The sequence below is a fragment of the Pelatocladus sp. genome, assembly GCF_059505505.1.
Map to the genome: position 1 here is coordinate 19,315 of NZ_JCACKS010000155.1, position 24,196 is coordinate 43,510.

Consider the following 24,196-nt stretch of genomic DNA (forward strand, 5'->3'; position numbering starts at 1 on the left):
CTATTGACCAATCACTAAACAATCATTTTCTGTCCACCACGCATAGATGGGGATATCAGGATTTGGTAAGCTGCCAAAGGTGTTAGGTTGCATGACGGTAATACACACACCTTTTTTTAATTCAACGACATAATTAATGTGAGTTCCTAAATACATAATGTTCACTAGTCGCCCTTCAAAGCAGTTAGCTTGGACACTGGGTTGATAAAGTGAAAGCTGAATTTTTTCTGGACGCACACTTACTACTACCGCTTGTAATAATTCAGCAGGTGTATCAACAAAACGAGAAACTGTAATTTTTAATCCTGTTTTTGTTACCACTTCTACAGTGGATGTATTTACTTCTGTAATTTCGCCTGCAAATAAATTTGCATCACCAATAAAATCTGCAACAAATGCTGTGCGGGGATTTTCGTAAATTTCGTTGGGTGTACCAATTTGCTCTATTTTGCCATGATTCATTACGGCAATGCGATCGCTCAAGGATAAGGCTTCTTCTTGATCATGTGTCACCATAATAAAAGTCAAGCCCAGTTGTTTGTGTAAATTCGATAGTTCTACCTGCATTTGTTTACGCAGTTTTAAATCTAACGCTCCTAATGGTTCATCCAATAGCAACACTGCTGGACGGTTGACTAATGCCCGCGCTAATGCTACACGTTGTTGTTGACCACCAGAAAGTTGACTAGGAAAGCGCGATCGCAAACCTTCCATTTTTACTAGTATTAAAACTTCTTTTACTCTTGTTTCGATTTCGGCTTTACGTAATTTTTTTAATCGTAATCCAAAGGCGATGTTATCCCAGACATTCAAGTGGTTAAACAAAGCATAACTTTGAAATACAGTATTAACTGGTCGGCGATAGGGAGGAACATTGGTCATAGACTGACCCTGGATCAAAACTTTACCAGCATCAGCTCTTTCAAATCCTGCTATTAAACGTAACATGGTTGTTTTACCACAACCAGATGGGCCGAGAATACTAAAGAATTCCCCTTGTTTAACATCCAAGTCTATTCCATGCACTGCTGGCTCTTGGTTAAAAAACTTAAAAACATTACGCAGTTCAACATCAAGGGACTCAAAAGCCATTATTTCCTCTTGGTTTGGCGTCACACTATGAGCCATAGTCCTTATTTGATAAAAGTATTGGGGATTAGGGAACGAGGACTAGGGAGCAGGGAGCAGGGAGTAGGGAGACGTGAAGACAAGCGGAGAATAACCGAACCCCAATCCCTTTAGAAAAAGTTTATAAGAGATATACTTTTTAGATTATTTGCCACCAAATCCCTGTCCATAAGCGAGTATTATTATATACATATAATCATAATCTTGGAATTGATTTTTCTCTATATGTCTTTATTACAATCATCTCGCATTGCTATTAAAAAAGATACGCGTACCGTTGGACGCGGCTATCAGTCTATATTTTTAATCATATTTACTTTGTTAACTGCGGCTGGAATTGAAGCTCGTTTGGCGTATCTCCAAATTAAGGAAGGAGCAAAATTTCGTGAAAGAGCCGAAGCAAACCGAATTCGCATGATTGACAAACAGCCAGAAAGAGGTAATATTTTTGACCGCAATGGTAAGTTGCTAGCTACAACTCGCTATCCTCATTCTGTGTATTTATTACCAATGGCTCACACTAAACCTTCTTGGTCTGTTGTTGGCCCACGTCTATCGCAAATTCTCAAAATTCCTCTAGAAGATATTGAACAAAAACTGGAAGAAGCTGGTCCCGGTTCTACAAATCTCGTACGGATTAGCCGTGACCTCAATTATGCGGAAAATACAGCTTTAAAAGAGTACGAAAACGAACTTTCTGAAGTAGAGATTCATACGGAAGCAGTGCGCTATTATCCACACGGGAAAGAGCTAGCTCATGTACTAGGATATACTCGCGAATTAACCTCTGAACAATTGAAGAAAAAGAAGAAGGACGGTTACAGACTCGGAGATGTCATCGGTCAGATGGGGATAGAAAAAGCTTACGAGAAAACACTGCGGGGTGAGTGGGGCGGTCAGCAAGTAGAGGTAGACAGAGCTGGACATCCGCAGAAGGTTTTAGGAGAGAAACAAGCCAAAGCTGGTAATGATTTACACTTGACTATTGATTTAAATGTGCAATTAGCAGCTGATAAAGCTTTAGGCGATCGCAAAGGAGCAATTGTCGCACTCGACCCCAACAATGGCGCCATTTTAGCGATGGTGTCTCACCCCGGTTTCGACCCGAATATATTCTCTAAACAAAAACTCAGCCAAAAGGATTGGGAAAGCCTACAAAATCAAGCCCATCCTCTAGTTAACCGCGCCCTGAGCGCCTTTCCACCTGCCAGTACCTTCAAAATTATTACTACAACGGCAGGACTGGAATCAGGCAAATTTTCTCCTGATACAATTTTACCAACCTACGGTTCTCTGAGTGTTGGTGGTGTAACTTTTGGCGAGTGGAACCACGCTGGCTTTGGATCGTTAGGATTTCCAAGGGCGATCGCTATGAGTAGTGATACCTTTTTCTATCAAGTTGGCAGAAAAGTCGGTGGTCCCACTCTGATAGAATGGACTCGCAAATACGGATTGGGTCAAAAAACTGGCTTTGAGTTCACCTCAGAAGAATCTAGAGGTTTAGTTCCTGATGAAACCTGGAAACAAAAAGTTTGGAAAACTCCGTGGACTGTAGGCGATACCATCAATATGTCAATTGGTCAAGGTGCTTTGCAAGTCACACCTCTACAATCGGCTATTATGTTCTCTGTACCTGCTAATGGCGGTTTCCGCGTTAAGCCGCATTTGCTAAAAGACCATGAACAAGCAAAAAGCTGGGGTTCATCCTTGAACATGAAACCTTCCACTATCGCTGTGCTGCGTGATGGGTTGCGAAAGGTAATTACCGAAGGTACAGGTAAGCTTTTGAACGTACCATCAATAGCGCCTGCATCTGGAAAAAGTGGTACAGCAGAAGCAGGTGTTGGTCGTCCCAATCATACTTGGTTTGGTGCTTATGCGCCCTACAACAAACCGGAAATTGTAGTTGTAGCTTTTGGTGAAAACTCAGGCGATCATGGTGGTACCATTTGTGGCCCGATGGTCTTGCAAGTGCTGGAAGCATACTTCCAGAAAAAGTACCCAGGCAAATATGTTAAATCAGAATCTGTTCCTCAAACTCAAAGTTCGGGAGATTGAGTTATTTGTCATTCGTTTGTAACAATGACCAAGAACTACTCAAGTACAACCTCTGCGTAACATGGCAAGATCCCGAATTAGCGGTAGCCTAGAGCTAATATAGGCACGGATGACTTTCATTTCTTCACTGCTGATTAGTTTTTGGTTTTCCAGTCGCCTTAGCAACTGTTGAATCAGTTCCGCGTCGTTGACTTCCAAAAGAATATTGGTGTGAGTGTCTTCAATCAAAGACCAAAGTTGACGTAATGTTGATGCGTTCACAGCACTTACCCCGTTGCGACAGCTTACAGCAAAACTACAATAGCTGACATTGACAAAAGCCCCGGTTGAGAACCGGGGTATGTTTGTGTCGGTTATCGTGAACAATCTAAAGAAAATATTAAATTCAAAAGCTTAAGAAAATATTAAATATTACAAATTTTAACTAATTTGATGGGAATCTAAATAGCAATTTACTTTTTGTAACAAAACGGGGTCAGCTTATATAAAGACCCTGAATATAAAATCTAACCCTCAAAGTACTTATACTTTGGGGTTTATTTTGTGCGATCGCAATGCGTGCATCATTACTTCAATTGTGCGATCGCGCCATTTCCAAAACTTGTATTACTGCTACCTTTCAACAAACTAAACAAGCTTGTCAACAGCATTGCTAAATTGCTCGTAAGGGGATACTCCTACGATTGTTTGTGCTAACTCACCATCTTTGAAAATTAAAACTGCTGGAATGCTGCGAAGACCGAATTTTTTGAACATCGGCTTGTTATTATCCACGTCTACCTTAACGACTTTGATGCGATCTTTGTATTCCTGTGCAAGTTGATCCATTAACGGACTAACAAGACGACACGGGCCGCACCAAGTAGCAGTAAAGTCAACAACAACAACTTTTTGTTCACCTAAAAGAGCATCAAATTCAGTTTCTTGAATGTAAGCAACTATATCAGTTTTAGTAGACATTTTTTAATTCCTCAGCATCAAACTAAAATATCAGTAATATCAATCAATTTTTTGTGAGCTTGCACAGAATGTAAAAGTTCTAAATATAGCTAATAAAATTGGTATAACAAGGTGGCTATACAAACTATATACTACGAGCGATCGCCCTCTTTGCAACAACTCATTCCCTCAAAATGTAGTCAGTTATCCTCCCACACTACCATGAACTCTTATCCTTATCTTGGTTGAATTGCTTATTTTTAGGCTTGGTTATCACTTTGCTATGCTAGTTCTAAAGTGTTTATTGTCACTCTGATCATACCTTCATGAATTTAAGGTGTGTAGAGACGCGAAATTACCCTGGGGGATCTTGCTACGCGTCTGGTACAAAAAATTGTGGGCTTAACACCAAGCGTATTGCTTTATATCCTCACTCCACAGGACGTATAATGGTCGGCGAAGCTGGTTGCTGTGGCTGAAAGATTGCAGCAAAGGCTTTTTCTAAAGTATCTGCCATCACAATTTTATTTTCGTAAGCAACAATGACTGTTACAAATGTTGGCAAACTATTTTGTTCTGCTTCTAAATATAAGGGTTCAACATATAAAAGAGATTGTTCAATCGGAATTACTAAAAGATTTCCTTGAACTACTTTTGAACCTTCACGATTCCATAGAGTAATCTTTTGAGAAATTATAGGATCTTGGTTGATTAATGCTTCAATTTGTTGAGTTCCGTAGACTAATAATTGTTTAGGAAATTCATATAATAATAATTTCCCGTAGTTCTGACCATCAGAACGCGCTGCTAACCAAGCAATTAAATTTGCACGTTGATTGGGCTTAAAAGGTAACAGTAAAACAAATTCTTCCTTTTGTGCTTGCGGTAATTTCATGATCAGGTAGTATGGTTCTACCGATTGCTGTTCGTTACCATAAATTTCTGTTGGTATTTCCCATAAATCTTCTCGGTTATAAAACACCTGTGGATCAATCATGTGATAAGTTAGCAGGCGTTGTGATTGAATGCTAAAAAAATCTCCTGGGTAACGAATATGACTACGAAGTGCAGCTGGTATAGTTTCCAGAGGTTTGAGCATCCGAGGAAAAATATTTCCCAGAGTTGTGATTACTGGATCTGTGGGATCTGCAACATAGAAATCTACTGTGCCATTGTAAGCATCAACAACAACTTTGACGGAATTACGAATGTAATTAAATGGATTTTGACCAGGATCAGAATAGGGATAGCGATCGCTTGTGGTGTAAGCATCAATTATCCAGTAAAGATTTGTTGATTTACCTGTAACAGTTGTCCCTCCTCCATCCGCAGCAACTAAGTAGGGATCGCTGTCAAAACGCAAAAAAGGCGCGATCGCTTCTACTCTTTGGCGAATATTGCGGCGAAATAATAATTTGGTTTGAGGATTAAAGTTGCGCGTCAGTAGCATTTGCCAATCTTTGAGATATTCAGCAAACAGCAATCGTCGCCACATCGCACCAATAGAAATTCCACCCTGCCCATCGTAGACGTTATAGACATTCTCGTTACCACTGGGATAATCTAATTCTTGGGTTTTTGTCCCAGTCATCACGTAAGTATTAGTAATTTCCCCATAATAAATACGTGGTTGAGTAATGGGAATGCTGGCACGAATTTCTTCTGTGGTGATTTGTAAAGCCCCTTGACTATCTGTGTCTTCAACACCAATATCTTTAACGTAGTAATAGGGTAATCCACCGGGGCCAACAAGATTTACTGGACTCAGTGTAAAACCGTAACCATGAGTATAAATTAAGTGCTGATTTATCCAGGTTTGCGCCTGCTCCGGAACATCACCATAATCTAGTTCTCTTGCTGCGATAATGGTTTGTTGATATTCTGTTGTTTTATTTTGAACGTTTCGCAATAATGTATAGCGGTCAATATCAGCACCAGCAAACTTGTAATATGGTCGGATTTGTTGCAACTGACGATTTGTTTGTAACAAAGGACGGGTATCCCACAAACGGATATTACCAATTGTTTGATCATTAGCTCTTAAATCAGCTGCTGTCAGTTGACCTCGTGGATCAAAAGTTTCTGCATTGATCGCATCTAATTTAAATGCTTTGCGGGTCAATGCAATAGTACGAGCAATATAAGGTCTTTCCTGGGCTAATTCATTAGGCTGGACAACTAAGCGCTGTACAATTGTGGGCAAAATTTCGCCAGAAACCCCTGCTATTACTAAGTACAATACAAGCAAGTAGACTAGTTGGCGTGGAAAGGGAATTGGTCTTAATCTGGTTTTTTTACGTCTGGATAAAACATATATTCGCCACAGTAAGTACATTGCGATCGCTACCGCCAATAAACTCAGCCCAGTATAAATTGGTAACTGTACCTTGACTTCTGTGTAGCTAGCGCCAAAATTAAAGCCACGGTTGGAATACAAAAGTTCGTAGCGCAACAACCAATAATGTAAGCCTATTACCAGCATCAGCAAACTCGTCAAGGCGTTTAAATGAAGTCGCTGCGGTACAGAAAACCCTGGAAACCACCCCTCACTCAAACTATTAGACGAACGCAGATAAATTAATACTACAGAGACAATACCGTATAAAAAAAGTCCTAGTAACCAAAATTTTAATAACTCCCAAATTGGTAGGGAGAATACATAAAAACTAATATCTTGGTTAAAAAGAGGGTCTGGACTGTTAAAACTTGTAGGTTGGAAGTACTTTAAAATCACCACCCAACGTGCTGATAGCAAAAACGCTAATAGGAAGCTAATTAATACGGCGATCGCTTTTAACAAAAGCTGATGGTTAATTAAAATTGCGCTCACCACAACCAACAACAAACCTGTATTGACAACAGGCAGTCGTATTTCTGCGGAGTCAAAAAGTTCTAAAAATAACTTTAATTGCGGTGGTAATTGCCAAGATAAAGTGAAGAGTTTGATATTGACAAACCACAAGTTAAAAGCTATCTGAGTGTAATAAATCAGAATCAATCCTGCTAAAACACTCAGTCCTAAAACTGCTGGGAGGAGTAGGTGTAACTTCAGATTAGAAGACGTGAAGATCGAAAGACGTGGTGACGTTTGAGAAGATGCGGAGGTAAAAAGACGCGGTGACGCGGAGAATCTTTCATTTATACTCCTTGCGTCGTCCCTGTGTCCCCATTTTCCCACTTCCTCCCGTTCCGGCCTTCTTATCTTCCCAGAGCGGTACTTGAGACGATTGGCTATAACTAAATTCCCTAGTAAAAAACTAATTGAGATCAAAAAAGCGATCGCCCACAACCCTACTTGTGTCTGTAAGCGCAACAGAAATTCTTGTAAATATCCAACTTCATCAAACCAAAGAATTTCCGCAACCAGACGTGAGGCTAATTCCAACAATAGCCACAAACCTAACAGCAGCGCAATGACTCGAAAAAGGCGGTTCATATAAGTATTGGGGATTCGGGATCAGGTATCGGGGATTGGGATGAATCAGTTAACAGTTACCAGTTTAATTTGATAACTGATAACTGATAACAGATTAGTTGTCCCTCTTATCTCTCCTCTCCTCAATCCCTGATCCCCGATCCCCGATCTCCATTTTTTAACTAAATTGCTCTCCTACATCCAGGTTAAATAACATTTGCAGTGATTGCATACAACGGTGTCTGGCATCAACATCTTGCTGCGATCGCAGTTGTACCATGGGATCATGTAAAATTTTGTTAACAATACCCCGTGTTAAAGCCTCGATTACTTCTTGGTGTTTTTCACCAAATTCTGAACCCAAACGCGACAAAGCTTTTTCTAGTTCTTGTTCTCGAATGGTTTCAATTTTATTGCGTAGACAACTAATCGTGCTTACTGTTTCGAGCGATCGCCACCAAACATCAAAAGCTTCTACTTCTTCTTCTAAAAGTCCTTCGGCTTCTTGAGCCATCTTACGACGGCTTTCGTGGTTTTGGGCTACTACCGCTTTCAAATCATCGACGTTAAACGCCTTAACGTTTGCTAGTTCGTTAACATCTGCATGAACGTTGCGCGGTACGGAAATATCAATTAACATCAGCGCCCGACTGGCTTCTAACAAAATTTCTAACTTGGCACGATCCAGAATTGGCTCAGTTGCAGACGTACTTGTAAATACTAAATCACTTTCGCAAATGACTGACATCATTTGCGAAAGTGGATGAGTTTGGATATTGTGTTCAGAAAACGTTTTCGCTAATTCTTCTGCTCTACTAACAGAACGATTTAAAATACAAATTTTGACAACACCTTTAGAAACGAGGTGTTGTACCAACAAGCGTGACATTTTGCCAGCACCTAGTATAGCCACTCTACAAGCTGCGAGATTTTCTATCTTCATCTGTGCCAATTCTACAGCCGCAGAACTAATAGAAACAGCACCAGTACCAATACTAGTTTCAGTACGTACCCGTTTACCAGCCGTGATTGCTTGTTTGAATAATCGATTCAAAATAGTTTTTATACCGTTGTATTGCTGTCCTAGCTTATGAGTATTTTTTACCTGGGCAAGAATTTGACCTTCACCAAGTACCAAGCTATCTAAACCAGCAGCAACCCGCATCAAATGCATCACAGCATCTTGATGAAGCAAAACAAATAAGTGTTGGCGTAGAGATGTCACAGCTATTTTGCTGTGTTCTGAGAGAAATTGTGTGACTTCTCGAACACCCTGTTCGCTTTCTTCGGTGACAATATAAATTTCTAAACGGTTACAAGTGCTGAGAATGGTAACTTCATCAATATGGGGATAGCTAAGTAGGTGTGCGATCGCACTTTCGGTTTGTGGTTCTGGAATACTCAGCTTTTCCCGGACTTCAACTGGGGCTGTTTTATGGCTTAACCCCACTACTGCTATATTCATTTGCTAAATCGTATTTACTAATTGGGGATTGGGGATTGGGGATTGAGGATTGGGGACTAGGGATCGGGAATTCTCCTGACGGAGACGCACTCGCGTTCGGGGATTGGGGACAAGGGAGACAAGGAGGACATATCAATTCAAAATTCAAAATGACTTGTTACCCAATGCTCAATGACCGATTCCTGATCCCCGATTCCTGATCCCCGATCCTCTATCCCTCGAAATTAGTGCAACTGTAATGTCTTGGGTTCTTCAAACATATGGATGGTGTCCACAAAGCGAGCTGTTTTCGATTGATTGGAAATTACCAAGCTTTGAGTTCTTGCGCCTCCGTGGAAGAAGCGGACGCCTTGCATGAGATTACCAGAGGTAATACCACAAGCTGCGAACAAGACGGTTTCACCGGATGCCAGTTCATGAGCATCATAGACTTTATCAGGGTCGTTAATGTTCATAGACTTCAACCGTTCGATGTTAGCTTCTTTGCTTTCGCCAATTAAACCAGTCTTGACTACTGCCGGATCATAGATTAATTGACCTTGGAAGTGTCCACCCAAGGCACGCATAGCCGCAGCAGAAATCACACCTTCAGGAGCCGCACCAATGCCCATCAGAGCATGAATATTGGTTCCAGCAAAACCACACGATATGGCTGCACCCACATCACCATCAGAAATGAGTTGGACTCTGGCTCCTGCTTCTCGGATTTCTTTGATCAGGTCGTTGTGGCGTTCACGCTTCATCACCACTACAACAAGTTCTTCAATGGATCTATCTAGACATTCAGATAGAATTTTCAAATTTTCAGTGGCAGACTTGTTGATGTCTACTTTGCCCTTAGCAGCTGGGGGAGCAGCTAGCTTCTTCATGTAGAAGTCAGGAGCCGCAAACAAACCACCTTTTTGGGAAATTGCCAATACTGCCATTGAGCCTGGTTGACCATAAGCCACAAGGTTAGTACCTTCACAAGGGTCAACAGCGATGTCAATTTCAATTAATTCATCTGGGTTACAAAAATCCTTAGCATCTGGACGGCTACAGATACCGACTTCTTCTCCAATGTAAAGCATGGGAGCATCATCACGTTCGCCTTCCCCAATGACAATGCGACCGCGCATATAAATTTTATTCATCCGCTCCCGCATGGCTTCTACAGCCACTTCGTCTGCGGTGTTTTTTTCGCCTTTACCCATCCAACGAGCAGAAGCGATCGCGGCTTGCTCAACTACCTCAATAATCTCCAACCCAAGAGTATTTTCCACAGAGTCTGCCCTCTCGATAGCTTGATTTTGCGACTTTTCATCAGGTGATTTCAGTTTTACAGTCTACCAAAGGGCGGATACCCGTGGAAAATACTCTCTGACACAGCCTTTGTTAACTTTTGTTATATATGTATAAAAAGTAGTATTGTTGTCTCTAGATAACACTTAAAGATTGCGGCTTTTCTAATTCAGACAAAGGGTATTGAATTTGACTGATTAACTTTCAGTAGACCGAAAAATTATGCGATTTTTAATCTTAAGTAGCTTAGAATACATAAACTTGTAAGATTTTCTAATGAATTTTACTGTAGAATATATAAAAATTGATGGAGCGATCGCCCCATCAATTTGTTCAAACTCTGTTTTCCTTACGCAACACCAACCAACTTGGCGCTCAAATCCCACATGCGCTCGCCCTTAGCATCATCACGGGCTTGGGGAGAAACTCTTTGTACAAAGGACTTACCATCTTTCTTCTGGCGATTTCCCCAACTCCAGTAGGCTCCAGACTGGGCATATTCAGGATCAGCAACAACTGCTGCAACCCGTTCACCAGACAATTCCTGAGAGACGTATCCCCCAGTGATGTGCTTCTGGAACAAGGGGAAGAGTTTTTGAAACAGGGGATAATGGTTACGGAATAGAGGTGTTTCTGCAACACACCCTGGATACAGAGAACTGAAGATAATGCCAGTTGAATCGTGATAGCGTCGATGTAGTTCTCGCATCGTCAGCACATTGCAGACTTTGCTGTCTTTGTAGGCTTTCACTGGTTCAAATTTCTTACCGTCAATCATTGTGATCGGCTCTTTGAATCCTTGTTCAAAGCCTTTGAGTTCACCCAAGTCTGGACGTGGGGGAATCTTTCCGCCTAATTCGTCTGGGTTGTGCGTCACAGTTCCTAAAATCACTAGCCGTTTGTCCGTAGCAGGTGAATTTTTCAGATCCTCTAACATGAGGTTACACAAGAGGAAATGACCAAGGTGATTTGTCGCAACACTCAATTCATAGCCTTCTGGACTTCGCAATGGCTGCTTTAACAAAGGCATATAAATTGCGGCGTTACACACCAAAGCCTCCAAGGACTTACCACTGGCTCTAAAGTCCTTGACAAACTGTCGCACACTCTCTAAAGAGGCCAAGTCGATATGCATGATTGTATAGCTGTCCTGTGGAATTCCCACACTTTGAGCAGCTTTTTCTGCCTTCGCTAAATCGCGACAAGCCATAACCACGTGCCATCCTCTTTTAGCAAGGGCTTTTGCAGAATACAAACCCACGCCAGAGGAAGCACCTGTAATTACGACCGTTGACTTCCGATTGTGTTCCATTCTTTTGAGACTACATTAACCACCGTAGATTTCCCCCATGATCTCACACTAGTGATCCAGCAGTTCTAATTTTGTTACTAAACTTCGGGTAGGAATTACTAAACAATCGGAAATTTTTGCCCCACAATAATTTCACCTACATAAGCAAATTAGGGCAATAGCAAGGACTGGTTTAACCTTGATTTATGCAATCTATAAGAAATAGTTAGCGATGCATTTGTGTATAGTAGTATCTCAAGGTATTAGCTTATAACATAAGCTTTTTACGTGTAAAGACAGATCATGGTTTTTTTTGTGATTCTAACTCTAGAAATAAGGACTATCTGACTAAAGATGGTTAGGTCGGCTTGTTGAGTCTGTTAATCTGTAGACATGATAGAAAAACGCACTGGACAGAACGTCAAACCGCTCAAGTTCTTTATATGTAGTTACCATCAAAAGCGATGCTAAAACTACCGACAGTGCATATATGACACAGGCATAGACGGCTATAGAGTGTTGCTAGCTAACTCTATTTTGTCGCAAATAACGAGAGATAAAATCTCTATACAAGCAGTCGGTATTTGCTAACGTCTAGGGTCTATAAGGCTGCAAGTTTATTACTTCCAAAACTCTATCTTCAACTATATTTCATTTCACAACTGTTAAGGAGTCAAATCATGAGTCTTCTTGCTTGGATTGTCTTAGGTTTATTGGCTGGTGCGATCGCAAAAGCAATTTATCCTGGTTATCAAAGTGGTGGCATTCTAGCAACAATGCTGTTGGGTATCGTAGGTGCGATCATCGGGGGATCTTTACTGAATTTGTTGCAAACGGGAACTTTGGCAATTACGGCTACAAGTTTTAGTATTCCTGGTTTGTTTGTAGCGGTGATTGGTGCAATTATTGCGATCTTCTTGTACTATCAATTTAGTCGCAGGGCATACTAAAGCTTAGGTGTCAAGGGTAATGGGAAAGAATCAGGGTAAGGGTAAAATTTTTCCCTTACTTTTTTTTTGAGCTTCACTACATAAATCCGCAAGCCTGTGGGCGATCGCTCTACAATAGACCCTTGCAAAAATATTTTTACCCCACCCTGACCCTAAGCGTAAACGGGGAGGGAACTAAATCTTCCCCCCGTTCACGGGGGGATTGAAGGGGGGTTCATTCGACTTTTGCAAGAGGTCTAATTATCAAAAAAATCACCACTCAAAGCTATAACTTGAGTGGTGATTGTTAATAAATATATATTGTTTGTTAATTGGTCACAATCAACCAACAACCAACAACAATCAACATTACTTAGACTCTGTGAAATCAGCGTCAATCACATCGTCACCGCTACTACCAGTAGAGGAAGCATCGCCATCTGTAGTACCAGCAGCATCAGTAGGCGCACCGCCACCACCTTGTTGATAGATGTTGCTACCAACAGCAAACAACGCTTGTTGCAATTCTGGCATTAGTTTCTTGATTTGCTCATCGTCATCTTTGGTAAGTGCATCGCGCAGGTCTTTCACCAAAGTTTCAACTTTGGTCTTGTCAGCTTCTGGGACTTTATCGCCCAACTCTTGCAATTGTTTTTCAGCTTGATATGCTAAGGAATCGGCTTGGTTCTTGCGATCAATTTTCTCACGACGTTCTTTGTCAGTAGAAGCGTTTTGTTCTGCTTCGCGTACCATCCGTTCAACGTCGGATTTATCTAGAGTCGAAGCACCAGTAATACTAATGGACTGTTCCTTACCTGTACCCTTGTCTTTAGCGGTTACGTTCAAAATACCGTTGGCGTCAATATCGAACACCACTTCGATTTGAGGTACACCACGGGGAGCAGGGGGAATACCATCAAGGCGGAAGGTTCCCAAGCTTTTATTATCGCTTGACATTTCCCGTTCGCCTTGAAGGACGTGAATTTCAACGTTGGTTTGACCGTCCACAGCGGTGGAGAACACTTCTGATTTTTTGGTAGGAATAGTGGTGTTGCGAGGAATAATCTTGGTCATGACACCGCCCAAGGTTTCCACACCTAGAGACAATGGTGTTACATCTAACAACAAGATACCTGTAACATCACCAGCAAGTACACCAGCTTGAATTGCAGCACCAACTGCTACCACTTCATCAGGGTTAACGCTTTGGTTTGGATCTTTACCCAAAATTCGCTTGACTACGTCTTGGACGGCGGGGATACGAGTAGAACCACCCACTAACACAACTTCATCAATATCGTTTTTGCTGACCTTCGCATCGCGCAGGGCGTTTTCTACAGGGATACGACAACGGTCAATTAAGTCAGAACAAAGTTCTTCAAACTTGGCCCGTGTCAGAGTCATATCCAAGTGTTTCGGACCGTCTTGAGTAGCAGTGATAAATGGTAGGTTAATTTCAGCTTGGGTAACGCTAGAAAGTTCGATCTTGGCTTTTTCAGCTGCTTCTGTCAGACGTTGTAAGGCTTGTCTGTCTTTACGTAAATCAATACCTTCGTCTTTTCTGAATGCTTCTGCTAAGTAGTCAACAATTTTCTTATCAAAGTCGTCACCACCAAGGTGGGTATCACCAGAAGTAGCGAGTACTTCAAATACGCCGTCGCCTACTTCCAAGATGGATACGTCGAATGTACCACCACCAAGGTCAAATACAAGAATAGTTTCGTTGCTCTTTTTATCAAAACCGTATGCTAGAGAAGCGGCGGTAGGTTCGTTGATAATCCGTAATACTTCAATACCTGCTATCTTACCAGCGTCTTTGGTCGCTTGGCGCTGGGAGTCGTTGAAGTAAGCAGGAACAGTAATAACAGCTTGAGTTACAGTTTCACCAATATATTTGCTGGCGTCTTCTACCAGCTTACGCAGAACTTTAGCAGAAATTTCTTCTGGTGCAAACGCTTTTCCAGCTTGGGGACAATCCAGTTTAACGTTTCCACCGCTTTGGACAATTTTATAGGAAACTTCTGTTGCTTCGTTTGTAACTTCTTCGTAGCGGCGACCGATAAATCGTTTTACAGAATAAAAGGTATTTTCGGGGTTCATCACCGCTTGGCGCTTGGCGATTTGCCCAACCAAGGTATCGCCATTTTTGGCAAACGCCACAACTGACGGTGTTGTCCGAAAACCTTCAGCGTTCGCGATTACTGTAGGTTTACCACCTTCCATTACTGCTACGCAGGAGTTTGTCGTACCTAAGTCAATTCCAACTACTTTTGCCATTGTAGGTGCTGGCTCCGTATTACTACAAATGAATGAATGGGATATAAAGGACTAATTTTTGAACTAGCTGGTTTGTTGAAAGCAGCCAGTTCAGCATCAATACCTTTGGTTTGTACTTGGGCAAAACCCAATATTATGCTGATATATATACTGAGCCTGTGTAGCCAGTCCATGAAGGGTGGTTTTCCGAACCTTAACAAGGGCGGTTATGCTTCATGTTTCCAGTTGGCTCATATATTTATTGCTTTCACTTTGTCTAATGTATGAGAATTAATACTTCCTGAGATTCGGGTGAACCGTAATCTGATGGTCGTGTTTGCCGTCAAAATCGTTTAATAGGAATAGTACTGACGCAAATCTACACGCTGTAGGGGTAACTGTTGCGCTTGCTTGAATCTGTGACTAGGAACTTGGGTTAGTAATAGAGCCTAACTAGCTGGGAAGAAAAGGCGGTTCGTTTTCCAGGCGTCACCGCCTTTTCTATGGTTTTATAGTACTAGGATTTTATTAGTTTCTTCAAGATAGTACTATTAATTTAATATGGATAATATGTGTATGTAATTTAAGAAATAATGCCTATACAAAATCGAGTCAAAAGCTTCTTAGTAGGTAGAAATTTATCTGCGTACCAGTTCATCAAAGATACTGGTATAGCTCCTGCTACTGGTTATAAGTTGGCTAAAAAATCTAGCTATTTGCCTTCTATCCGTGTATTAGAAGTTATTTGTGATACGTATAAAGTACAACTCAATGAAATATTAGAATGGGTGGAAGAAAAAGAAATCAGTTAACAGTTATCAATTTTTACTGTTGACTGATTTAAGTTAATTCTCAGATTAGATTCAGCTTCAGCATTTATCGTGGGAATCGCGTGAGGAAATCTCTATCGAAGTTAGACGGTTTGCCTAATTGTTAAGTTTAGAAAACTTAATAAAATATAAGAAGATGAAAAGAAGATTTCTTTTAGAAACAGGTGCTGCGATCGCAGGGACGCTGTGGTTGTCAAATTATTTAACCAGGAGGGAGGAAGTTATGGCGACTTCTAACAGTGAAAAATTTGAAGTTAATAAAACTGAAGAAGAATGGAGTAAAGCTTTAACACCTGAACAGTTTCGTGTTCTACGTAAGCACGGTACAGAACGGGCTGGGACAAGTCCACTAGATAAAAATTATGCTGATGGTACTTACGTCTGTGCTGCTTGTGGACAACCATTGTTTACATCAGAAACTAAGTTCAATAGCGGTACTGGCTGGCCGAGTTTTTACCAACCAATTGAAGGCGCAATTCGCACAACGGTAGATAGGTCATTTTTCATGACCAGGGTAGAGGTGCATTGTAGCCGTTGCGGTGGACATTTAGGTCATGTATTTGAAGATGGCCCTGCACCGACTGGACAGCGTTATTGTATGAATGGTGTGGCGATGGAGTTTGACCCAGAAGCAGAAGCATAAAATCACCGACTTCTTGTGCGGATGCTAAGTAATCACGCAAAATTAATCTCTGTCATTGCGAACGCTTCGCTCGCAATGACGTTGTGTAATTAATTACAGCGCTTTGCATCTAAATGGAGTATACCCTCTGCCCCTAGTCCCCAAAGGGGGCCCCGAGTTCCCCAACCCTAGGCGCAACGGAGTGCGATCGCTGGGTAAATTTGAAAAATGAGGGACTAAACAACCATTTTATAAGCTGTGTGGCTTCTAGATTTGCTTTAGAGACTTCTACGCTCGGACAATAGCAACAGAACGTCCATTCTTTGTAGTTGTCACTTGACTACTCAAACGCTCCTCTATGGGTAGAGCTTTCGCTCGTAAATCGAAAATCACCAACCAGCCAAAATTTAACCCTAACCTTGCTAAATAGGAATCTAATTGTTCAATTCCTGATTCTGTTGGGTCTCCTCTTTTATCTCGCCAAGCTTTTAATTCGATTCCCAGTGTTACATCTCCATATCTCAAACATAAATCCATGCGATCGCGTCCAATCGCATATTCGCGCTCTAGGGTTCCACCTCCGTTAACTACCCGATGCAAAAATGCCATTAGTACTAGGTGCGGTGCTATCTCATGGTAAGCTGCACTGCCAAGTAATGGTTCCCCATGTTGTCGCCAGAATACTAAAAATGCTTGCAATAAGGCATCCGTATCTAACTTTCCTGATGGAGTTAGCCAAGTCGGTGCAATTTGAGGTAAGGAAGCCATTGGTGTTACTGTTAACACTCTGGGTAATACCTCGCGGTAAATTGGATTGGCGATCGCTAATCCTCCTAGTGGGTCTATTTTACACAAGCCCAGGTCTATCACAAATTGGATATCATCATTGGGTACATTCCCTAGTTCTAATCCTGCTAATATTGGTTCAATGATTGCTTTGACACGCTTGTCCCGCAGTCGTTCTGCTAAACTGTCTAGATGAGTATCTTGCCTTTTAATCAGAATTTCTTTGGCTTGGTGAATATGCTCTGCTGTAATGGCTACACTTGTATCTGTCACCATCTCTTCGACAATTTCTTTAGCCAAAGCATTTACCAACCAAGGCTGTCCCTGAGTTAAATCGAATGCTGTTTCTATTGCTGAAGTAGTAAATATTTGTCCTGTGTCTAGTGTATGTTGTTGGTATAGTTGCTTTACTTCGGTGGCATTAAAATCTCTCAAGATCAGGGAGCGTACTTTAATGTTAAACGGACTTGCTGTGTTTAATCTGTCACTACCTCCAGAAGCAATCTTATAATCCCGTACATCTCGTAACCCTATTAATCCTACGGATAAGGGAAAATTGTTCGGACGAGCACGATAACCATCACGTAATTGTCGTAAAACTGAAATTAGTGCTTCATCCTGTAGCGAGTCTATTTCATCTATAAATAGCACTAATGGTCGTGGCGATGATTGTGACCAAGCTCTCAAAGTCGCTTGAATCCTTTGTCCTGCTTCCGCATTTGGCCAAGTCGGTGGTTGTAGTTGTTGGGGTAAGCTATCAATTGCTGCATCATGCCAGGCTCCAAGAATTGCTAGTTCCGCCGCTCCTGGGTCATGGCTAAATGGTGCGCCTACTTCCGCAGATACCATAACTGCTGTGTAGTGTCCACTTTCTGTCAGTTGTTGTGCCAACGCTAGCATTGCAGTGGTTTTACCTGTTTGGCGCGGTGCATGAATTACGAAGTAATTACGTTGTTCTATCAAGCGTGACAAATTCGGCAACCTAACTGTTGGCGGTAGCATGTAGTGAATGTCGCCTTGACAAGGACCTGCGGTATTAAACCAACGAGACATAACGATAATAAGCGCGACTTGGCTCCATCAAGTTTAGCTCGAACTAGGTCATACCAATTTAATATGAAGACGCATACAAAGACCCCACCCGCGCTCATCGAGAATCAGTTTTTTGAGTTGAGTCAGCTTGCCAATCTCAGGCGGTAAAGTCGTCAGATTTCTACCAGAGAGATCGAGTTCACTCACACCCTCTGTTGCTGCTTGTTCAATTACCTGTAGAAGTTCTTCCTCACTCATCAGCAATTACTGAAGTTCAGTAAGTCGGCAAGAAAAGTCAATTGTAGCGTGTGTGATTGCTAAGAGTACGGCACAATGAGCAATTTAAGGTGCTTCAGCCTACGGCATAATACACAACGCTGATATTAACATTGTGAAGAGCATTTGTGATTAAAGAAGGCTATTTGTGAGTTGAAATTGAGTTGTGGTTACAAACGTTGGTTCATCCATAGAGAACATCAAAGCGTTCGTTCAATCCGTTTTGACGTTGCTTATTAATCTTCTTTCATCCATAGAGAACATCAAAACGTTTGTTCAATCCGTTTCAACGTTGCTTATTAACCTTCTTTCATCCATAGAGAACATCAAAGCGTTTGTTCAATCCGTTTTGACAATCATGGTGAACTACCCCACCCTGCCTTCGGCTGAGGGTGTGGCTTCTGTACTCATAGGCGAGTGCCGCAGTTAAACAACCGTCGCCTCTACAACTGCACCCTGCATTTTCTCAAACGCATCAACTAGGGTTTGTAATTGCTGATCTGCTTTGAACACTCCTAAACCGCGTATTGTGACTTTCCCTGAAGAATAAACAAAGCGAGATTTGAGACTTTCTGTTAAGTTCTCTGCTAATAGGTTCCAAGCAGGTTCTTCCATTGGTGTTTCTAAAACTATGTGTTGTTTTGCTTCTGGTTTAATTCGGCTAAATCCTAATTTTTTCGCTAATTGTTTCAATTCCATTACTCGCAATAGTTGATTTGCAGGTTTGGGAATTGTACCGTAGCGATCGCTCCACTCGGCAGCAATTTGTGTTAATTCTTCTTGGGATTTAGCAGCAGCTACCGCACGGTAAGCGCTCATCTTTTGATCAATATCGGGAATATAATCAGCAGGAATAAAGGCCGTGAGGTTGAGATCGATTTGAGTATCTTCAACTTGGGGTATTTCTTGTCCCCGGATTTCTCGAATCGCTTCTTCTAACATTTCCATGTATAAATCGAAGCCGATCACTTCCATTTGTCCAGATTGTTCTGCACCCAACAAGTTACCAACACCGCGAATTTCCATATCCCGCATGGCTAATTGATACCCGGAACCCAACTGTGTAAATTCTTGGATGGCTCGTAATCGTTGGCGGGCAGGATCTGATAATGTGCGTTGTTTCGGGTAAAATAACCAAGCGTGAGCCTGAATTCCGGCACGCCCTACCCGTCCCCGCAATTGATACAACTGTGCTAAACCAAAACGATGGGCATCTTCAATTAAAATGGTGTTAACGCGGGGAATATCTAAACCAGATTCAATAATTGTGGTACAAACCAAAATATCTGCTTCCCCATTGCCAAAGGAAAGCATGATCGATTCTAATTCGCTGGGTTCCATTTGTCCGTGAGCGATCGCAATTCTCCCCCCCGGTATCATTTCTCGCAACCCATCTGTTGTTTCTTCGATACCTTCAATCCGAGGTACGACATAAAACACCTGTCCACCTCTGTCGAGTTCTTGACGAATTGCACTACGGACTGTTTCGGAGTTTATAGGTGCGAGGTGAGTTTTAATTGGACGCCGGGATGGTGGCGGTGTCGCAATCAAACTCATCTCCCGGATACCCGATAAAGACATATATAAGGTGCGGGGAATGGGTGTGGCTGAGAGAGTCAACACATCAACCAGAGTTTTTAAGCTTTTAATTTTTTCTTTTTGATTCACCCCAAACCGTTGTTCTTCATCCACCACCAACATACCCAAGTCTTTGAAGTGTACATCTTTACCTAATAATTGGTGCGTACCTACAACTACGTCTAATTCACCGCTTGCTAGGCGTTTTTGAATATCGCGGCGTTCTTGGGGACTACGAAAGCGGTTAAGTAAACCAATGTTTATTGGGTAAGGGGCAAAGCGTTCTTTGAGAGTGTGATAGTGTTGCTGCGTTAGAATAGTAGTAGGCGCAAGGAGTGCAACTTGTTTTCCGGCGGTGACTGCTTTAAAAATAGCGCGGATAGCCACCTCAGTTTTACCGAAACCAACATCGCCACATACTAAACGATCCATCGGGCGATCGCTTTCCATGTCTCGTTTCACATCTTGTACAGCTTTTAGCTGATCGGTTGTGGGTTGGTAGGGGAACGAGTCTTCTAGTTCCTGCTGCCAAGGCATATCTACTGGATAGGAAAAACCTTTTTGTTGCGATCGCGCTGCATATAATTTTAGTAGATCTACCGCCAATTTCTTGATGGCTTTGCGGACTTTGTTCTTGGTGTTTTCCCAAGCCTTACCAGTCATTTTATTGAGTTCTGGTGGCTTGTCGCTGGTGGTGCGAAGACGTGACAAAGCATTAACTTGATCGGCTGCTACCCGCAGCAAACCATCTGCATATTGGACTACCAAATAATCACGGGTTTCGTTGTTAAGTGTGAGACTTTCCAACTTGAGGAATTTACCGACGCCGTGGTTTCTGTGAACTACATAATCACCGGGGCGTAATTTGTTGGGGTCTACTTGTTTAGAAGCAGCTTTGCGACGTTTGCGGACATAACCGAAAGTTGCGAGAGTATGCTGTCCGTAAAATTCTCGGTCAGTGACAATTACAGTCCGAAAAGTTGGCAGAATAAAACCTTCCAATTCTGCCAAACCGGAATATTTGAGAGCAATAGGTACGTGATTAATTTGTAACTTATCAATTGCTAGGTAATCACGGGGATTAGGGATAAACTGAGCCGGACAATCGTGTTCTTGCAACAGCGAGACAGAACGGCTGGGTTGTGCCGAAATTAACCAAACCGAGAAATTGCGATCGCGTTCTTGTCTGAGTGTTTCAGCAATTTTGGCATAGGCGTGTGGTGTCGTTGCTAGTCCACGACTAGCAAGATTTATACCTTGATTTTCTTCAGCAATTTCTGATAAATATACTTTTTTAAAAGCTTGGGAAGCAGCTAAACAGTCATCAAACCAACAATGAATTTTCGGTAAGGCAATTAAAGCCGCTTCAAAAGCTCGATTACCTTCGGACTCATCTGCTCCCTGGCTACCTAAAAGTAGCCATTGTTCCTCAGCATTTTCCACCCAGCGATCGCTATGAGCATGACATTGTTCTGGCTCGTCAATAGCTACAAGAGTATTTGCTGGTAAATAATCTAACAATGAAGCTGGTTGTGTAAAAGCCAAACCTAAAAACCGACGGCTACCTTCAAAAGATGTCCCCGCCTCAAATTGTTCTTTTTCGACTGCGGAAAGATAAGTTTTGATATTTTCTAGCCTTTCCCCACTCAAAGCAGCCATCACCACAGGCGCAAAGCTAGTCGGAGTCAGAATTAACTGGTTAATTTTATCTAAAGCCGAACGTTGAGTTGTGGGGTCAAATTCTCGGATTTGCTCAATGTCATCACCGAACCACTCCAAGCGGACTGGCAATTCCGAAGACACAGGGAACACGTCAACAATATCACCACGCCGACTCCACTGTCCCTCTGTTTCTACCAAAGCAACCCGTTCGTACCCCAAACTAGCTAGTTTTTCACTAAAACTATTTAAATCCAACTCCATCCCTTGTTTGAGGGTGAGACAGAAAGGAGCAAATGCTTCTGGTGGTGGTAAGTGGGGTTGTAAAGCGGCGTGAGTGGCGATGATCGCGAACTTGGGAGATGGAGAGAGGACAGACAAGGGGGAATTTTTTTTCTTGTCTTCCTCCTCTCCCTTGTCTGTCCCTTTCCCTTGACCCTTGACCAAATCTGCCAAGACTTGCATTTGTCCCCAAGTCATTTCGGTTTCGGGGTCAAAAGGTTCGTAGGGGGATGCTTCGGATGTCGGGTAAAAATGTATGGTTTGCCATCCCATCGCCTCCAGTTGTGCTGTCCAGCGTCCGGCTTCCTCCAGAGTGGCACAGATCACAAACAAATTTTGTTCTTGAGTTTGAGCTAAAGCCGAAGCTACCAAGCCTTTTGGTAGGCGAGGAAGCCCATTTAAATGTAAATCTTTTTGCCGATTTAGCTTGGAGATAAATTCTGTGGTGAGCGGCGATCGCCCCAAAGCGCGCACAATGGAAGAAAATGCCATAACTTTTTAAACAAGTGGGAGTCGTTCTGACCAGCAATGCACAATGATAGCGTTTACTTTAACTATTTTAGAAATGTCAACGAGAATAGAGCCTTACTCAAAACATTAAGGATCACGGATCAGGGATTAGGAAATAAAAATATGTTAGTCCCTAGTACAATTACAACTGGACAATAGCTAATATACGGAAACGGAAACAATCTTTTTTTATGACTAATCACCTATGAATAATAACTAATGACTCATTTGTCTATCAAATGCTTCGAGAGGTACATAAGTAATACATCCTTTTCTTTTGGTCGGCTTTAAACCATCCATAGTAAAGGATCTTTTTTGCCCTATACCCTTACACCCTTACATCCCTAGTTTTTGTAAGTGTTAAATACCACGTACTGATTTAAATTAAATTTAAGTGTGGTTGCCGATAGCATCGGCAATTTTAAATAATGTCACCAACTGCGGAAATTCTACTTGTTTTATTACTAATCTTTGCCAACGCCCTATTTGTCATGTCAGAGTTGGCGATTGTCTCAGCTCGAAAAGTGCGCCTCCAACAGATGGCCGAACGGGGAGATCACAAGGCTCGCATTGCTTTGGAACTCGCATCCTCTCCCAATCAATTCTTGGCTACTGTCCAGGTAGGGATCACTCTGCTAGCAATTTTATCGGGTGCTTTTGGTGAATCAGTCATATCCAAAAGACTAGTTCCTATTTTTAGTTCTATCCCTTTTTTAGCACCCTATAAAGATGCAGCCGCTTCTGTCATAGCGGTTTTAATTATCACCTATTTAACATTGATTATTGGTGAGTTGGTTCCCAAGCGAGTTGCCTTAAATCATCCAGAACCAATTGCCTCCGTAGTTGCTATTCCCATGAAGTTACTAGCAACAATTGGCTCACCAATCGTTCATTTACTCAGCATTTCTACAGATGCAGTGTTGCGAATATTAGGCATTAAACCGTCTACCGAACCACAAGTCACAGAAGAAGAAATTAGAGTCTTAATCGAGCAAGGTACAGAAGAGGGAACCTTTGAGGAAGCCGAACAAGATATGGTAGAGCGAGTATTTCGCTTAGGCGATCGCCCTGTCAGTTCGTTTATGACCCCCCGTCCTGATATTATCTGGTTAGATTTAGATGATTCTGCCACCGAAAATCGTCAAAAGGTGATTGAAAATGGTTATTCTCGGTATCCGGTTTGTCAGGGAGGATTAGATAATGTTCTCGGTATCATTGCTGTGACTGATTTATTAGCTCGCAGTTTGTGTGGAGAACAGCTAGATTTAACAGTCGGATTGCGAAAGGCTGAATTTGTGCCAGAAAGCACCCGTGGCTTGAAGGTTTTGGAATTATTTAAACAAACTGCTACTCATATGGCGTTGGTAGTAGATGAATATGGTGTAATTCAAGGATTAGTCACTCTTAACGACGTGATGATTGAAATCGTTGGTGATGTTCCTACAGCCGATGAACTAGAAAATCCCCAAGCTGTGCAACGGGAAGATGGTTCTTGGTTATTAGATGGAATGTTATCTGTAGAAGAATTTTTTGAAATGTTCGATCTTGAGGAATATCTCAAAATCCATCAAGGCAATTATCAAACATTGGGTGGTTTTGTGATTACCCATCTCGGCCGAATTCCCTCAGCAGCAGATCACTTTGAATGGCAAGGAATGCGTTTTGAAGTTATGGATATGGACGGGAACCGTGTTGATAAAGTCTTGGTAATCCCAAAACAGATGCAAGCAGCTGATCGGGAAGGAGATTAGGCTTCTGGGGACAAGGAAGACAAGGGGGACAACTAATCAGTTAACAGTTAACAGTTACCAGTTTAATTTGATAACTGATAACTGATTCATGCCCAATCCCCGTTCCCA

At 42.0% G+C, this 24,196-nt stretch carries 17 protein-coding genes; 5 read left to right on the forward strand and 12 right to left on the reverse strand.

What is annotated here, in order from left to right; translation table 11 throughout:
- Window positions 1–1,128 carry an ABC transporter ATP-binding protein gene (locus AC5JMK_RS12895; protein ID WP_495910266.1) on the reverse strand — a complete coding sequence of 376 codons (1,128 nt, stop codon included), beginning with the start codon at window positions 1,126–1,128 and terminating at the stop codon, window positions 1–3.
- A 225-nt stretch (window positions 1,129–1,353) separates the two neighbouring features.
- Between AC5JMK_RS12895 and mrdA the strand changes: the two genes are divergently transcribed.
- Window positions 1,354–3,186, forward strand: coding sequence for a penicillin-binding protein 2 (mrdA, locus tag AC5JMK_RS12900; protein ID WP_096673401.1), 1,833 nt, complete (start codon window positions 1,354–1,356; stop codon window positions 3,184–3,186).
- Between the two features lie 39 nt (window positions 3,187–3,225).
- On the opposite strand, the gene AC5JMK_RS12905 is transcribed toward mrdA, so the two are convergent.
- From AC5JMK_RS12905 to AC5JMK_RS12930, 6 genes are all read right to left on the reverse strand, one after another.
- Complete coding sequence (locus AC5JMK_RS12905) at window positions 3,226–3,447, reverse strand: hypothetical protein (RefSeq protein ID WP_096673399.1); 222 nt, start codon at window positions 3,445–3,447, stop codon at window positions 3,226–3,228.
- A 366-nt stretch (window positions 3,448–3,813) separates the two neighbouring features.
- Window positions 3,814–4,146 carry a thioredoxin gene (gene trxA / locus AC5JMK_RS12910; protein WP_495910267.1) on the reverse strand — a complete coding sequence of 111 codons (333 nt, stop codon included), beginning with the start codon at window positions 4,144–4,146 and terminating at the stop codon, window positions 3,814–3,816.
- Window positions 4,147–4,555: 409 nt separating this feature from the next.
- On the reverse strand, window positions 4,556–7,561 hold the full coding sequence (locus AC5JMK_RS12915) for a UPF0182 family protein (protein ID WP_495910268.1): 3,006 nt from the start codon (window positions 7,559–7,561) through the stop codon (window positions 4,556–4,558).
- A gap of 157 nt (window positions 7,562–7,718) precedes the next feature.
- Entirely contained in the window at window positions 7,719–9,005 is a 1,287-nt protein-coding gene (locus AC5JMK_RS12920) for a glutamyl-tRNA reductase (RefSeq protein ID WP_495910269.1), read from the reverse strand.
- 224 nt (window positions 9,006–9,229) lie between these two features.
- Complete coding sequence (glpX, locus tag AC5JMK_RS12925) at window positions 9,230–10,267, reverse strand: class II fructose-bisphosphatase (RefSeq protein ID WP_096673391.1); 1,038 nt, start codon at window positions 10,265–10,267, stop codon at window positions 9,230–9,232.
- Window positions 10,268–10,635: 368 nt separating this feature from the next.
- The gene (locus AC5JMK_RS12930) at window positions 10,636–11,598 is read right to left on the reverse strand and encodes a protochlorophyllide reductase (protein WP_096673389.1); all 963 of its coding nucleotides are present in this window, start codon (window positions 11,596–11,598) and stop codon (window positions 10,636–10,638) included.
- Between the two features lie 659 nt (window positions 11,599–12,257).
- On the opposite strand from AC5JMK_RS12930, the gene AC5JMK_RS12935 reads away from it, so the two are divergent.
- Window positions 12,258–12,527 (forward strand): GlsB/YeaQ/YmgE family stress response membrane protein, encoded by a 270-nt coding sequence (locus AC5JMK_RS12935; RefSeq protein ID WP_096673387.1) that lies wholly within the window; start codon window positions 12,258–12,260, stop codon window positions 12,525–12,527.
- 348 nt (window positions 12,528–12,875) lie between these two features.
- On the opposite strand, the gene dnaK is transcribed toward AC5JMK_RS12935, so the two are convergent.
- Window positions 12,876–14,783: a molecular chaperone DnaK gene (gene dnaK, locus AC5JMK_RS12940; protein WP_495910270.1), complete on the reverse strand. Its 1,908-nt coding sequence runs from the start codon at window positions 14,781–14,783 to the stop codon at window positions 12,876–12,878.
- Complete coding sequence (locus AC5JMK_RS12945) at window positions 14,771–14,956, reverse strand: hypothetical protein (protein ID WP_096673383.1); 186 nt, start codon at window positions 14,954–14,956, stop codon at window positions 14,771–14,773. Before AC5JMK_RS12945 ends, dnaK begins: the two co-directional genes overlap by 13 nt.
- A gap of 399 nt (window positions 14,957–15,355) precedes the next feature.
- Here AC5JMK_RS12945 and AC5JMK_RS12950 point away from each other — a divergent pair, with 399 nt between their 5' ends.
- Both AC5JMK_RS12950 and msrB read left to right on the forward strand, forming a co-directional pair.
- Window positions 15,356–15,574 carry a helix-turn-helix domain-containing protein gene (locus AC5JMK_RS12950; protein WP_096673381.1) on the forward strand — a complete coding sequence of 73 codons (219 nt, stop codon included), beginning with the start codon at window positions 15,356–15,358 and terminating at the stop codon, window positions 15,572–15,574.
- Between the two features lie 154 nt (window positions 15,575–15,728).
- Window positions 15,729–16,235 (forward strand): peptide-methionine (R)-S-oxide reductase MsrB, encoded by a 507-nt coding sequence (msrB, locus tag AC5JMK_RS12955; RefSeq protein ID WP_495910271.1) that lies wholly within the window; start codon window positions 15,729–15,731, stop codon window positions 16,233–16,235.
- Window positions 16,236–16,502: 267 nt separating this feature from the next.
- Here msrB and AC5JMK_RS12960 read toward each other — a convergent pair whose 3' ends face one another.
- From AC5JMK_RS12960 to mfd, 3 genes are all read right to left on the reverse strand, one after another.
- Entirely contained in the window at window positions 16,503–18,053 is a 1,551-nt protein-coding gene (locus AC5JMK_RS12960) for an ATP-binding protein (RefSeq protein ID WP_096673377.1), read from the reverse strand.
- Window positions 18,054–18,101: 48 nt separating this feature from the next.
- Window positions 18,102–18,290, reverse strand: coding sequence for a hypothetical protein (locus AC5JMK_RS12965; RefSeq protein ID WP_096673375.1), 189 nt, complete (start codon window positions 18,288–18,290; stop codon window positions 18,102–18,104).
- A gap of 444 nt (window positions 18,291–18,734) precedes the next feature.
- Window positions 18,735–22,319, reverse strand: a complete 3,585-nt coding sequence (gene mfd / locus AC5JMK_RS12970; protein ID WP_096673373.1) for a transcription-repair coupling factor — start codon at window positions 22,317–22,319, stop codon at window positions 18,735–18,737.
- Between the two features lie 446 nt (window positions 22,320–22,765).
- Here mfd and AC5JMK_RS12975 point away from each other — a divergent pair, with 446 nt between their 5' ends.
- Complete coding sequence (locus tag AC5JMK_RS12975; protein ID WP_096673371.1) at window positions 22,766–24,088, forward strand: hemolysin family protein; 1,323 nt, start codon at window positions 22,766–22,768, stop codon at window positions 24,086–24,088.
- The last annotated feature ends 108 nt before the right edge of the window (window positions 24,089–24,196 follow it).

Coding starts and splice junctions, on each gene's coding strand:
- msrB (WP_495910271.1), top strand. CDS start 15,729: ATGAAAAGAAGATTTCTTTTAGAAACAGGTGCTGCGATCGCAGGGACG.
- AC5JMK_RS12915 (WP_495910268.1), bottom strand. CDS start 7,561: ATGAACCGCCTTTTTCGAGTCATTGCGCTGCTGTTAGGTTTGTGGCTA.
- AC5JMK_RS12965 (WP_096673375.1), bottom strand. CDS start 18,290: ATGAGTGAGGAAGAACTTCTACAGGTAATTGAACAAGCAGCAACAGAG.
- AC5JMK_RS12945 (WP_096673383.1), bottom strand. CDS start 14,956: ATGGACTGGCTACACAGGCTCAGTATATATATCAGCATAATATTGGGT.
- AC5JMK_RS12920 (WP_495910269.1), bottom strand. CDS start 9,005: ATGAATATAGCAGTAGTGGGGTTAAGCCATAAAACAGCCCCAGTTGAA.
- mfd (WP_096673373.1), bottom strand. CDS start 22,319: ATGGCATTTTCTTCCATTGTGCGCGCTTTGGGGCGATCGCCGCTCACC.
- mrdA (WP_096673401.1), top strand. CDS start 1,354: ATGTCTTTATTACAATCATCTCGCATTGCTATTAAAAAAGATACGCGT.
- trxA (WP_495910267.1), bottom strand. CDS start 4,146: ATGTCTACTAAAACTGATATAGTTGCTTACATTCAAGAAACTGAATTT.
- AC5JMK_RS12895 (WP_495910266.1), bottom strand. CDS start 1,128: ATGGCTCATAGTGTGACGCCAAACCAAGAGGAAATAATGGCTTTTGAG.
- AC5JMK_RS12950 (WP_096673381.1), top strand. CDS start 15,356: ATGCCTATACAAAATCGAGTCAAAAGCTTCTTAGTAGGTAGAAATTTA.
- AC5JMK_RS12930 (WP_096673389.1), bottom strand. CDS start 11,598: ATGGAACACAATCGGAAGTCAACGGTCGTAATTACAGGTGCTTCCTCT.
- AC5JMK_RS12960 (WP_096673377.1), bottom strand. CDS start 18,053: ATGTCTCGTTGGTTTAATACCGCAGGTCCTTGTCAAGGCGACATTCAC.
- AC5JMK_RS12935 (WP_096673387.1), top strand. CDS start 12,258: ATGAGTCTTCTTGCTTGGATTGTCTTAGGTTTATTGGCTGGTGCGATC.
- dnaK (WP_495910270.1), bottom strand. CDS start 14,783: ATGGCAAAAGTAGTTGGAATTGACTTAGGTACGACAAACTCCTGCGTA.
- AC5JMK_RS12975 (WP_096673371.1), top strand. CDS start 22,766: ATGTCACCAACTGCGGAAATTCTACTTGTTTTATTACTAATCTTTGCC.